This is a genomic window from Sphingopyxis sp. (genome assembly GCF_965227415.1).
In the GTDB taxonomy this organism is placed as follows: domain Bacteria; phylum Pseudomonadota; class Alphaproteobacteria; order Sphingomonadales; family Sphingomonadaceae; genus Sphingopyxis.
Genome location: NZ_OZ245749.1, coordinates 2,182,669 through 2,195,597, shown reverse-complemented (window position 1 = coordinate 2,195,597; position 12,929 = coordinate 2,182,669). Strand labels below are relative to the sequence as shown.

Below are 12,929 nucleotides of genomic sequence, written 5' to 3'. Positions count from 1 at the left end.
TTACCGGGCCGTCAGCCAGGCGGCGACCTCGCCCTTGATCCGCGGGCGGCTCACGCTGCGTTCCTTCAGGCTGGCGATCGTCTTGTCATAGGGCTTGCGCACATCGGCGGGCAGCGGCGCCGCAATCCGTTCGAGCTTGGCGATCATCGCCGGATCATTCGACGAAGACGCCAGCCCGGCCAGGAAGCGCGCCCGCGCCGAGGCGTCGATCAGCCGGTCGACCGCGGCTTGGTTCGCCTGCGCAAAATCGACCGCGAGTTCGGCATGGCTTCGCGCCACCGCACCGATGATGGCGGCGCTGACCGTCTTGCCCGGTTCGTCGGTGAGCGCGAGCTGGAGCGCGCGCTTCGCAAGCTCTGCGTCCTTCGCATTGCCGAGCAAGGTGTAGAAGGCGCTGCGTTCGACTGCCGACTTCGATCCCTTTGCCATCGCGCGCAGCTTGTCCCATTCGGCCGGGCTCGCATTGCTGGCGACGATGCCGAGCCAGCGCGATTTCAGCGGCCCGTCGAGCGCGGCCGGATTGCTGTCGAGCAAGGCGAAGCGGCGGCGCGCTTCGGCGAGCAGTTTTGCATCGCCGAGTGTTCCCAGCGCGCCGAGGAGGTCGGAGCGCAGGATGCTGTCGAGCGCAGGTTCGCCGCGGCGGACGTCGAAGCCGAGCCGCTGCATGGCCGGCGCCAGCGCCGCGCTGCCACGCGACACGATCTGCTTCTGCAGGGCGGGCTGGTCGTCGAACAGACCGTAAAGCGTCTCGTAGCGCCCGGCGCTATCGCCGATGACTTTCTGGTTCGCATCCTTCGGCGTTGCGGCCAGCAGGTCGAGCGCGGCGCCCATCGGCTGATAGCCGGCATTCGCCAGCGCGAAATTGTCGCCGAGCAGCCCGAGCTGGTCGATCGGCGCGAGACCCGCGAAGCTGCTGCGCAGCGCGCCCAGCGCTGCGGGCGAATAGAGCGTCCGGTAATATCCGGCCTGACCTGCGTTGATCAGCACCGGGCCGCAGCCGGGCAAGGTCAGCGTGCCCGCGCCGCCCGAGATCACTTGCCGCGCCACCACGCCCTGTCCGGCCCGCGCCAGAACGGGCACCTGCCAGCGGCGGCCTTCGGCATCGACACTGGCCTTGCGGTCGCGCGAAAACTCGCCCTGGACCAGCTGGACGCTCGTGTTGCCGCCCACGCAAGCGACGCCGCCGACGTGCAGCAACGGAATGCCAGGCTGGTTGGTGAAATCATGCGCAATGGCGGTCAGCCCCTTGGCCCCCGCCGATTCGACCGCATTCCACAAGTCGTCGGTGCGGGTGTTCGCATATTTGTGCGTCTCCATGTACGCGCGCAGTCCGTCCCGCCACACATTCTCGCCCGCATAGGATTCGAGCATCGTGATGACCGCTTCGCCCTTTTGATAGGTGATGGTGTCGAACGCCTGGTTGGTGTCCTCGACGGTGCGGATCTTCTGGACGATCGGGTGCGTCGTCGCGAAAGCGTCGAGCGCCATCGCGCGCTCGCGGCCGCCGACGCGGTCGAGCAGGGGCTGCCAGTCGGGGTGGAAATGGTCGCTCGCCTTGGTTTCCATCCAGCTGGCGAAACCTTCGTTGAGCCACAGGTCGTCCCACCACGCCATCGTCACAAGGTCGCCGAACCACTGGTGCGCGACCTCATGCGCCTGCGTCGTGTAGATTTCCTGCCGCGTCGCTTCGCTGGTGATCTTCGGGTCGTCGAGCAGGATGCGCTCGAAGGTGAAGATCGCGCCCCAATTCTCCATCGCGCCGAAGAATTGCGACTGGCCGGGCCCCGCGACATTGTCGAGCTTGGGCAGCGGATAGGGCTGGCCGAAATAGTCGCGGTAATAGCTCAGCAACGGGCCGAGGCTGTCGAGCGCGAAGCGCGCCTGCTCGCCCGATCCCCTGGGCGATACGATGCCGACTTCGGCGCCGCTTTCGCTCTTCGCGGCAAGCCGTTCGAAATGGCCGGTCGCGAAGAAGAGGAGGTAGGAGGACATTTTCGGCGAGGTCTGGAACACCACGGTCTTTTGCCCGCCCGCGGTGGGCGTCTCGCTGATCACGGGCATGTTGCTGACGGCGAGGTCGTCCGCGGGCACCGTCGCCGACAGGCTGAAGGTTGCCTTGTAACTCGGTTCGTCGAAGCTCGGGACGAAGCGGCGGGCGTCGGGGGCTTCGAACTGGGTGAACAGCCCGCGCACCTCGTTGCCGCTGACCTTGTCCGGATAATCGAGCGCGAACAGGCCGTTCGCCTGGGTGTTGATCACCCCGGCGTAGCGGGTGGCGAGCCGGTATTTGCCGGGCGCGAGCGGCGCGGGCGCGGTGAAGATGGCGGTCTGCGCCGCGGCGTCGGTTGCGACGGTCAGCGCGATGGCTTTGCCGTCGGCACCCGTCAGGCTCGCGCCCGCGAAATTGAGGTCGAGCGCATTCAGCGTCAGCGTCGTCGACCGCTCGTACAGTTCGAGGTCGATCCCCGCCTCGGCGGTGAAGGTCAGCGCCTTCGCGTCGGGCGTCACGCGGACGTCATAGTGCACAGGCGCCGCGATTCGCGGCAGCTGGCTCGGTATGCTCGGATCGAGCGGGGCGCCGGTCAGCGCGGGCGCGGCCGCGACGCGAGTGGCGGCAGGCTCGATCCCCGGCTGCGCTGCGCAGGCGGAGAGGCCGAGCGACGAGACGGCGGCAATGAGAAAATGGCGTGTCGAAAATGTCATGGTTGCGATCCCGGTATGATTTTGTGGCTCCGGCTAAGGCCGATGGCGCGGCCCCTGCGATGCCGCCTTTCGGCAGGCCGTCGTCGAGGCTCGACAGACGGCACGCGATGAGGCAGCTTTGGTTGCATGACAAAACCTATATTGCCTGGAGAGGTATCCGCCGCCGTTGTCGATCCCGCCGCCTATGGCGCGTGGGAGCCGCTGCACCAGCATCTCGCCTGGGCGCGGGTCAACGCGCCGCTCGCGGTCGCCGAAAACCCCGAGGTCGATCCCTTCTGGCTTGTCACGCGGCACGCCGACATCATGGCGATCAGCCGCGATCCGCAACGCTTTGCGAACGGTGTCCGCCCGACCGTCCTTACTAACCGCGACGGCGAAGCGATCGCGCGGGCCGCAACCCCGAACAACGACGGCCATCTGATCCGCTCGCTGGTCCAGATGGATGCGCCCGACCATATGAAATACCGGCTGCTCACGCAGAGCTGGTTCATGCCCAAGAACCTCAAGATCGTCGAAGACCGCATCCGCACGCTCGCGCGCGACACGGTCGACCAGATGCTGGCGGGCGGGTCCGAATGCGATTTCGCGCGCGACGTTGCGGCGCATTACCCGCTGCGCGTGATCATGGATATTCTGGGGGTGCCGCCGGAGGACGAGCCGCGCATGCTGATGCTGACGCAGCAGCTGTTCGGCTCGACCGACCCCGATCTCAACCGCAGCCGCGAAGCGATTACCAGCGCCGAACAGGCGATCGCGATGCTCCATTATGTGATCGCCGATTTCGAGCAATATTTCGGCGCGCTTACCGCCGACCGCCGCGCCAATCCGCGCGAGGATATTGCGACGGTGATCGCCAATGCGACCGTCAATGGCGATCAGATCCCCGACCGCGAACTCGCCGGCTATTACATGATCATCGCGACCGCGGGGCATGACACGACCAGCGCCTCGACCGCCGGCGCGATCATGGAACTGGCGAAGAACCCGGCGCTGTTCGAACGCTTCCGCAGCAGCGATAGCGACAAGGCGGGGCTGATCGAGGAAGCGATCCGCTGGACGACGCCGGTCCAGCATTTCATGCGCAGCGCCAGGGAGGATGTCGAGATCGGCGGCCAGACGATCCGCGAAGGCGACTGGCTGATGCTCAACTATGTATCGGGCAATCGCGACGAGGATGTGTTTGGCGACCCGTTCGCGTTCGATCCCGACCGCGAAAAGAACCAGCAGATCGCTTTCGGCTTTGGCGCGCATGTCTGCCTCGGCCAGCATCTGGCCCGGATGGAAATGCGGATCATGATGGAAGAGCTGCTGCCGCGAATCAAAAACCTCGAACTCGCGGGCGAACCGGCGCGCGTCGAATCGGTCTTCGTCGGCGGGCTCAAACGCCTGCCGATCCGCTTCGAGGCGGCGTGATCGATTTCTCTTTGCGATCGTCCGGCGTCATGCAAAGGCAGGGTGTGGGTCGATTTCTTGTGAGAGAATCGATGAAATATCAGACTTTTGCTGCGGCCCTGATGCTCGCCGCGTCTGCGCCTGCTGCCGCGATGACGATCGACGCGGACGAGCGCGAGCTTTACGACGACAGCGTCCAATGCATGGCCTTTTACGGCATCATGGCCGGGCTCGGCGGCGACAAGGCGCCCGAGGATCCGAAAGCTGCGGCTTCGGGAACCAAATTCCTCGCCGTTGCGACCGTTCTTGCCGACGAGGACAAGGACCAGATCCAGGCGGACCTCAACAAGCAGATCGCGATGTTCGGCAAACTCGCCGAGCGACCCGACGAGCCCGCGAACATCGAAAAGCTGCGCGGGATCAAGGACAGCTGCGAATTCATGGAAACACTCGTCGATGCGATGATCGAAGGGTCGAGCTAGGCCTTTTCGCCGGGGAAAAAGCGCGCGATCACGTCGCTCGCAAGCCGCGCGGGGCGCAGCGTTTCGGCGTCGATGCAGCACCAGCTTGACTTGACTTCGGCCAGCACATCCTCGCCGCGCTTGATGATCGTTTCATAGAAGGCGCGGGCGCCCTGGACTTTCTCGAGGATCACGGTCGCGATGACCTGATCGTCGAGGAAGGCGGGGCGGCGATAGGTGATCTCGTGCTTCAACGCGACCCACAGATGCGCCGCAACGGCGTCGGGCGGCGCAATATGGCGCCAGTGCGACAGCACCGCGTCCTGCACCCAGCTCAGATAATGGGCGTTGTTGACGTGCCCCATGAAATCGATCTGGTCGGCGCCGACGGCGATGGCGTGGTCGTGCGGGTGCGAGGCTGCGGTCATATCGCTGACACTAATGTCAATATTTTGTGACGGAAAGATGAATCTTGTCAGCCGCGCCCGCGATAGGGCGCGACGCCCTGGTCGGGCAGCCACAGTGCCGCGGGCGGGGCGCCCGATTGCCAAAAGACATCGATCGGGATGCCGCCGCGCGGATACCAATAGCCGCCGATGCGCAGCCATTCGGGTTGCATCTCGTCGAACAGGCGGCGGCCGATGCCGACGGTGCAATCCTCGTGAAATCCGGCATGGTTGCGGAACGAGCCGAGGAACAGCTTCAGGCTCTTCGATTCGACGATCGTCTTGCCCGGCGCATAGTCGATGACGAGGTGGGCGAAATCGGGCTGGCCGGTGACCGGGCAGAGCGACGTGAATTCGGGCGCTGCGAAGCGGACGAGATACAGTTCGCCCGCACGCGGGTTGGGCACATAGTCCAGAACAGCGGCCTCGGGCGAGGCAGGCAGTTCGCTGGATTGGCCCAGATGTTTGGGCGCGAGCGGCGCGGGGGTAGAATCGGACATGGAAACCATCTAGGGACGCGCGCGGCCTCTGTCATCCGCGCGATGCGGGTGATGGCACGGGCCGGGTTCAGCGCCAATTCAGCGCGAGAGCCGGAAAAGAGCAGTTTCGGGATCGCGGATTCATACATGACGGTGCGGACAATCGGGCGGAACGAAAAGACGGCGCGGCTGTCGCTGGGCGCGATGGCGGCGTCGCTCGCGCTGAGCATGCCCGTCGCGGCGCAACAGTCCGACACCGCTTCGCCGACGCCCGCGCCGTCGTCGACGTTCCGCCTGCCGCCCGCGAACGACGGCCGCGCACCGGGGGTGCAGGGACCGACCGACAATAATATCCCGCCGCTCGGACCCAGCGAACGGCCGGGCCAGCCGAGCCCGACGCCCGCTCCCGCGCCGTCGCCGCCGGCGGTGGTCGCGACGCAGCCCGCGACGTCGGCGCCGGCGCCTTCCGGATCGGCGCCCGCTCGCCGTCCCGCGACGGCAACGACCCAAACGGCGCCGCGCGCCATCGACGCGGTGCCGGGCACCACGGCGCCCGCCCTTCCGGCCGGGACGGAGGCCGCTCCGGCCAGCGATGCGGCTCCTTCTGCCGCTCCCGGCTTTTCAAACGATCCCACCGCGCCCGTTGTCGCGGCGCCCGTCGCGGACGATGGCGCCGCACCGACGCCTGCGAGCGGCGACGGCACGCCGGTCTGGGCGTGGCTGCTGGCCGGCCTTGCCGCCCTTGGCGCGGGCCTCTGGTATTGGCGCCGCCGACCCGCCGTCGCGGGCGATGTGCCTGCCGATTATGCCGAGCCGACGCCGCCGCCACCTTTACCGAAGCCGTTGCCGCGCGCCGCCGAACCGGCGCCCCGCGCCGCTCCTGTCCCGGCCGCGCGACCCGCGTCGCAGCCTGCGTCGCCGCTCGTCACGCGGCCCGCCGACGAACAACGTGCGATCGTATCGATGGCGCTCGACATTCGCGGTATCCGGATGACGCGCGAGCAGCTTGTCGTCGCTTTCTCGCTCAACCTGATGAACCAGGGGCCAGTCGCCGCAACGGGGCTGATGGTGCGCATCGCGCTCAATCAGGGTTCGGCGATGACCGAGCCGGTGCTGGCGCGCTTCTTCGACGGTGCCGGCGGCAGCGTCTTGCGCGACGACATGGTCCTGGAAGCGGGAGCGGGCGAGCAGCTCAGCACCGAAGTGATGTTGCCGCGCGTGGCCGTGGAGCCGCTGATCATCGGCGGAAAGCCGATGCTCGTTCCGGTGCTCGCGTTCGACGTCACCTATCATTGGGACGGCGACGGCGAGGCGTTCGGCCAGAATGCCGGCACCTTCGTGCTCGGCCGCGAGCAGGGCGTGAGTGGCAGCGTCAAGCTGGCGCCCCTGCCGCTCGACCATCCGACTTTCGTCGTGAACCGCCCGGCGGCGCGCACGACCGCGATCAAGCGCGCGCAGTAAGCCAATCGATCCGAACGGCTGCTTTTTTGTTGCAGCGCAGCATTAGCTGAGGCAGGCACGCCACCGTGCTTGAAAAAGGGCACGCCGGGGCATAGGCTTGCCATCCCCAGGAAAAACAGAGCCACAGCAGGATGGCCGGGGCGGGACAGGCAAAACAGGTTCCGCTCGGTCGCAACAGGAGCATGACATGGACGCCTTGGTCTCAACCGACTGGCTGGAAAGCGAACTGGGGGCATCGGACCTGCGGGTCGTCGATGCAACGAAATTCACAGCTGACGCGGGGCGCGATGCGCGCGCTGAATATGAGGCCGGCCATATCCCGGGCGCGGTGTTCATGGATCTCGCCGAACTCGCCGACGCGAACAATGCGATCGACAATATGGCGCCTCCGGCCGAGAAATTTGCGAGCCGCATGCAGTCGCTCGGCCTCGGCGACGGCAGCCGCATCGTTATTTACGATGACAGCCCGCTGAAAAGCGCGGCGCGCGCCTGGTGGCTTCTCAAACTGTTCGGTGCGCACGATGTCGCGCTGCTCGATGGCGGTCTTGCCAAGTGGAAAGCCGAAGGCCGCCCGCTCGAAATGGGCAAGCAGACGATGCGCCATCGCCACTTCACCGTGTGGCGCGATGCCAAGGCCGTGCGCACGAAAGACCAGATTCTCGCCAACATCGACAGCGGCGCCGAACAGGTCGTCGACGCGCGCGACGCCAAGCGCTTCACGGGCGAAGAGCGTGATGCGCGCCCGGGCCTTGCGCCGGGCCATATTCCGAATTCGCGCAATCTGCCCTTCGGCGACCTCTTCAACGCCGACGGCACCTGGAAGCGCGGCGACGAGTTGAAGGCGGCCTTTGGCGCGGCAGGTGTCGATTTCGACAAGCCGCTCGTCACGACCTGTGGCAGCGGCATGACCGCGACCGTGGTCGCGTTCGGTGCGCATCTGCTCGGCAAGGAAGATGTCGCGGTCTATGACGGCAGCTGGCTCGAATGGGGCTCCGACGCCGCGACGCCGAAAGCGACCGGCGCGGCTTGAACCGGGTGGCGTGACGCGGGGGGCGGCTCAGTCCCCCGCGCGTAGCGCTATTTTGACTCACGCAAAGATACAAGGATGGCAGTTCTCGCGCATATCGTGTGTGCGCGAACTGCCATCCTTGTGTCTTTGCGTGAGATAATGAAAGGCCCTCGGCGCGGGCGTAGTTCCCGGCCACTGGATTTTGCTCCCTGCTCCGCTAACAAGGCTCGATGAGCAAGAATGACGAAGAGAGCCTCCGCCCCGCGACCAGGCTCGTGCAGGGCGGGCGGCGGCCCGAATGGACGGGTGATCCGCGGCTCGGCGGCGCGGTCGTCAATCCGCCGGTGTGGCGGGCATCGACGATCCTCTACGACAATGTCGCCGACCTGAAGGCGCGCGGGCATGCGACCCACGACAAGCTGTATTATGGTCGGCGCGGGACACCGAACGTGTGGGCGCTCGCCGACGCGCTGACCGATCTCGAGCCCGGGGCTGAGGGGACTTTGCTCTATCCGTCGGGGGTCGCCGCGAATTCGGCGGGTCTGCTCGCTTTGCTCTCGCCGGGCGATCATCTGCTGATGGTCGACAGCGCCTATGAACCGACGCGGGCGTTCTGCAACGGCATGCTTGCCCGGATGGGGGTGCGGACGACCTATTATGATCCGCTGATCGGGGCCGGCATCGCCGACCTGCTGACGGACCAGACGAAACTGATCTTCCTCGAATCGCCCGGCAGCCTGACGTTCGAGGTGCAGGATGTTCCGGCGATCACCGCGATCGCGCGGCGGCGCGGCATCGTGACGATGCTCGACAACACGTGGGCGACACCCTTGCTGTTCCCCGCGCTGGCGCATGGCGTCGATGTGGCGATGATGAGCCTCACCAAATATGCTGGCGGGCACAGCGACGCGATGATGGGCTCGCTGACGGCGACCCGCGCGGTGTGGCCGAAGCTGCGAAGCGCGGCCTATCAGCTTGGGCAGGCGGTCTCGCCCGACGATTGCGCGATGATGCTGCGCGGGCTGCGCACGCTCGACGTGCGCATGGCGCGGCATGGCGAAAACGGCCTCGCTGTCGCAAACTGGCTTGCAGCGCGGGCCGAGGTCGGCCGTGTGCTGCATCCCGCGCTGTCGGGCGATCCCGGCCATGCGCTTTGGAAGCGGGACTTCAATGGCACGAGCGGCCTTTTCGGTTTCACGCTGAAGGGCGTCGACGAAGCGGCGCGCACGCGGTTCATCGATGCGCTGTCGCATTTCGGCATCGGGTTCAGCTGGGGCGGCTATGAAAGCCTCGTCGTCCCCAGCGATCCGGCAACGATCCGCTCTGCCACGCTATGGACCGACCCCGATCCCCTCGTCCGGCTGTCGATCGGGCTTGAGGATCCGGCCGACCTGATCGCCGATCTCGAACGCGGCTTCGCCGCGCTATGACCGTCCGCGGCGGTCTTCGCGAGGGGTTCGAGGGTACGGTCGCGGCGATGAAGGCGATCGGGCTCGATGTCGGCGCCTATCGCCTCTCGCTCTACAGCCTCTTTTCGACGATCGTCGTCGCGGTCCTGCTCTATATCGCGGTCAAGCTGGCGCTGCGCGCGATCAAATGGCTGCTTCGCCGCAACACGCATATCGACGCGACGCAGCGGCTGCTCGCCGAAAAGCTGATCGCGATCGCGCTCTTCTCGCTCGCGCTGCTTTTCGGCATCGACCTGCTCGGCATCGACCTGACGGCACTCGCGGTGTTTTCGGGCGCGGCGGGACTCGCGATCGGCTTCGGCCTGCAAAAGACCGTCGGCAATCTGATCGCGGGGATCATCCTGCTGATGGACCGCTCGATCGAGCCCGGCGACATCATCGTCGTCGGCGATGGCAGTTCGATGGGCGGATCGGCGCTTCCCGGCGGCGTGCCCAATGTCGGCCGCGTCGCCAAGATCGGGGTGCGTGCGGTCAACGTCATCACCCGCGACGGCAAGAAGCATCTGATCCCGAACGAGCTTCTGATGACCCAACCGGTCGAGAATTGGAGCTATGCCAGCCCCGAGGTGCGCGTGCGGATGCGCGTGCCGGTCGGTTACGACTGCGACCTGCGCCTCGCGCAGCGGCTGATCGTCGAAACGGCCAAGGCCAATTCGCGCATCCTCGACGAACCCGAGCCGGCCGTGTGGATCACGGCTTTCGGCGAACGCGCGGTCGAACATGAACTCCGCTACTGGATTTCGGACCCCGAAGCGGGGCTCGGCAACATCCAGGGCGAGGTCTTCCTCGGGATCTGGGACCGTTTCCAGGAAGCGGGGATCGCGATTCCCTATCCGCGGCAGGATGTGCGGATATTGGGAACGCCGAGCGCGGCGCCGACCCCCTGAACTCCGTCGCGGCGCGCGCCGCGACGACGATCGCAGAGGCTAAAAGCCCACTTTCTTTGCCCGCTCGATGCATTCGACGATGATGCGTTTGGCCTCGTCGACGTCGCCCCAGCCGTTGAGCTTTGCCCATTTGCCGGGCTCGAGGTCCTTATAGTGGGTAAAGAAATGCTCGATCTGCTGGAGCACGATCGGCGGCATGTCGGTGTAGCTTGCGACATCGGCATAATAGGGAAAGGTCTTGTTGACCGGGACGCAGAGCAGTTTCTCGTCGCCGCCGGCATCGTCTTCCATCAGCAGCACGCCGATCGGGCGGCATTTCACCACGGCGCCCGCGACGATCGGCGACCGCGCGACGACCAGCGCGTCGAGCGGATCGCCGTCCTCGCCCAGCGTGTGCGGGACGAAGCCGTAATTGGCGGGATAGCGCATCGGCGTGTGCAGGAAACGGTCGACGAACAGCGCCCCCGACGCCTTGTCGAACTCATATTTCACCGGCTCGCCGCCGATCGGCACTTCGATCAGCACGTTCAGGCTGTCGGGCGGGCTGTCGCCGGCCGGGATCAGGTCGATGCGCATGGGAGATGTCCTTGTGTGTTTTTGAATCGCGCGCGCCTTTAGCGCCGGAACCGGCGCAAAGTCGAGGCCGTTAAGCTTGGCGCAGGATCAGAGCTGGCGCTTGGCCGCGAACAATTGGTCGAACCAGTCGGGTCCGGCCCCCGCCTTTTCGATATGCGGCCAGCGCAGTCCGCCATGATAGTCGATATCGACCTGGCGATACCGCCCGCCGCGCTCGACGAGCAGCTTCACCGGCGTCTTGCCGTCGGTCGCCGTCTTGATCGCTGCCTCGAGCCGGTCCTTGCTATAGCTCATGCCGTCGACCGCGACGATCTTCGTTCCGTTGACGATGTCGGCCTTGAAGGCCGGCCCGTCCCACAGGATGCTTCCCGCGCTGCCATCCTTGTCGACCACCATGCCCAGCGAATGGGTGAGGTCGTAATTCTTGGCCTGCGCCATGCGGTCGCGGTCATAGGCGTTCGGCGCGTCGCGCCACAGCAGCCGATAGCCCGCCCGCTCGATCCCCGCGGTCGGCGCGGGCTGGCCGGGCGCCTGCATATGATCGCGGAGGAACTTCGCCCAGTCATAGGGGTGGACGGCATCCAGCGCCGCGACGACATCGTCGAAATCATAGGTGACCTCGCCCCAGTCGCCGCTCTTGCCGCCGAAAAAGGCCTTGGCGAAATCGTCGAGGCTTTTCGCATTGTTCGTCGAGGTGCGGATGATCATGTCCGCCTCGAGCCACATCAGCGAGCCCTCGTTGTAATAATCCTCGGTGCGCGTCGCGGTCGGAAAGGGGCGGGGTTTGCGCGCCGCCATCACCGGATCGAGCGTCGTATCCTCGACCGAGCGCCACGCACGCCCCGCCTGCACGCTGTAGAGGCCGGCAAGATTGGCCCATTCGCCAAGGACCATCTCCTTCGACTGCATGCCCGAGCGGCCAGCGAGAACCAGGTCCCAAAAGCTGGTCTGACCTTCATAGACCCACAGCAGATTGCCCTGCATCGGGGTGCGGTAATCGGGGGTCCACAGCTTGTCGGGGCGGCGATATTTGCCGTTCCAGCTGTGGGTGAATTCGTGCGGCAGCAGCCCGCGCTCCGACCCATTGTCGTCCCATTCGGTGAAATAGTCGGGGTTGCGGCTGTTCTCGCTCGACCGGTGATGCTCGAGGCCGATCCCGCCAAGCTCGTCGCTGAGCGCGAGCAGGAATTCATAGCGGTCGAAATGCTTCGTCCCGAACAGCGCGATCGTCTCGGCGACCATCGCGGCGTGGCGCGCGATATGATCGGGCTTGGCGTCGAGAAATTTGGCTTCGTCGGCGACGACGTTCAGCGTGACATTCTGGCCGAGGTCCCATTTGCGGAAATGAAGCCCCGCGAACATCGGACTGTCGATCAGTGTCTCATAGCTCGTCGGCGCATAGCTGTAGCGATTGCCCGAGACTTTCAATCCGTCGAGCGCCGCCGCGCCGGTCCACCCGTCGGGCAGCGTGACGTCGAGCTGCACCGGAATGCCGCGGGTGAAATAGCCCGCGGGATACAGGCTCACCTGCTCCCATTGCAGGTTCATCATCGCCGGGGTGACGACGACGCGGCCCTCGGTCGTGCGGGTCGGCGACAGGAAGTCGAAGACGACGTCGATGCTCTTCACCCCCGCAGGCACGTCGACGTCAAAGGCATAGACGTCGGTCGGCTGGCGCATCCATGTCAGCAGCTTCCCGCCCGCGCTTGCCTTGAAGCCTGCGATCTCGGCGATCGCCCCGCGCGGCGCGTGCTTGCCGGGAAGCCATTGCGGATAGAGCAGCGTGAACTTGCCGCTCTTCGCGACCGGGACCGTCTGGCGGACGCGAAAGATGCCACGCGCAAAATCGCTCGCATCGACCTTGAGCAGCATCGTCCCCGGATAGGGCCGGTCGGCGGGCAGCGGGATGCTGTGCGGCTGAACCACCGGTTGCGGGCGGCTGTTGCCCTCCTGCGCAAAGGCAGGGGTTGTGACGGCGATCAGGGCGGATGCGACGAACAATGTCTTTTTCATCGGCAATCTCTGCCGCCAAAATGGCGCGAGGTC

At 65.9% G+C, this 12,929-nt stretch carries 11 protein-coding genes; 6 read left to right on the top strand and 5 right to left on the bottom strand.

Translation table 11 applies throughout. The features are described 5' to 3' along the window. Positions 1-2,703 (bottom strand): M1 family aminopeptidase, encoded by a 2,703-nt coding sequence (locus ACO055_RS10735; protein ID WP_422058861.1) that lies wholly within the window; start codon positions 2,701-2,703, stop codon positions 1-3. 126 nt (positions 2,704-2,829) lie between these two features. Here ACO055_RS10735 and ACO055_RS10730 point away from each other — a divergent pair, with 126 nt between their 5' ends. Continuing rightward, positions 2,830-4,116: a cytochrome P450 gene (locus ACO055_RS10730; RefSeq protein WP_422058860.1), complete on the top strand. Its 1,287-nt coding sequence runs from the start codon at positions 2,830-2,832 to the stop codon at positions 4,114-4,116. Between the two features lie 71 nt (positions 4,117-4,187). Next, entirely contained in the window at positions 4,188-4,577 is a 390-nt protein-coding gene (locus tag ACO055_RS10725; protein WP_422058859.1) for a hypothetical protein, read from the top strand. On the opposite strand, the gene ACO055_RS10720 is transcribed toward ACO055_RS10725, so the two are convergent. Together ACO055_RS10720 and queF are read right to left on the bottom strand one after the other, a co-directional pair. Beyond that, positions 4,574-4,984 carry an acyl-CoA thioesterase gene (locus ACO055_RS10720; RefSeq protein ID WP_422058858.1) on the bottom strand — a complete coding sequence of 137 codons (411 nt, stop codon included), beginning with the start codon at positions 4,982-4,984 and terminating at the stop codon, positions 4,574-4,576. The two genes, ACO055_RS10725 and ACO055_RS10720, sit on opposite strands and share 4 nt — an antisense overlap. 47 nt (positions 4,985-5,031) lie before the next feature. Continuing rightward, entirely contained in the window at positions 5,032-5,502 is a 471-nt protein-coding gene (queF, locus tag ACO055_RS10715) for a preQ(1) synthase (protein ID WP_422058857.1), read from the bottom strand. 126 nt (positions 5,503-5,628) lie between these two features. Between queF and ACO055_RS10710 the strand changes: the two genes are divergently transcribed. From ACO055_RS10710 to ACO055_RS10695, 4 genes are all read left to right on the top strand, one after another. Beyond that, on the top strand, positions 5,629-6,942 hold the full coding sequence (locus tag ACO055_RS10710) for a hypothetical protein (protein ID WP_422058856.1): 1,314 nt from the start codon (positions 5,629-5,631) through the stop codon (positions 6,940-6,942). A 187-nt stretch (positions 6,943-7,129) separates the two neighbouring features. Further along, a complete protein-coding gene (gene sseA, locus ACO055_RS10705) occupies positions 7,130-7,972 on the top strand; it encodes a 3-mercaptopyruvate sulfurtransferase (protein WP_422058855.1) in 843 nt (280 codons plus the stop codon). A 209-nt stretch (positions 7,973-8,181) separates the two neighbouring features. Continuing rightward, positions 8,182-9,381: a cystathionine beta-lyase gene (metC, locus tag ACO055_RS10700; RefSeq protein WP_422058854.1), complete on the top strand. Its 1,200-nt coding sequence runs from the start codon at positions 8,182-8,184 to the stop codon at positions 9,379-9,381. Then, entirely contained in the window at positions 9,378-10,307 is a 930-nt protein-coding gene (locus ACO055_RS10695; protein WP_422058853.1) for a mechanosensitive ion channel family protein, read from the top strand. The genes metC and ACO055_RS10695 overlap by 4 nt, the downstream gene beginning before the upstream one ends. Positions 10,308-10,346: 39 nt before the next feature. Here the strand turns inward: ACO055_RS10695 and ppa are convergent, their stop codons facing one another. Beyond that, positions 10,347-10,883, bottom strand: coding sequence for an inorganic diphosphatase (ppa, locus tag ACO055_RS10690; protein WP_422058852.1), 537 nt, complete (start codon positions 10,881-10,883; stop codon positions 10,347-10,349). An 87-nt stretch (positions 10,884-10,970) separates the two neighbouring features. Next, on the bottom strand, positions 10,971-12,896 hold the full coding sequence (locus ACO055_RS10685; protein WP_422058851.1) for a M61 family metallopeptidase: 1,926 nt from the start codon (positions 12,894-12,896) through the stop codon (positions 10,971-10,973). Positions 12,897-12,929: the final 33 nt, after the last annotated feature.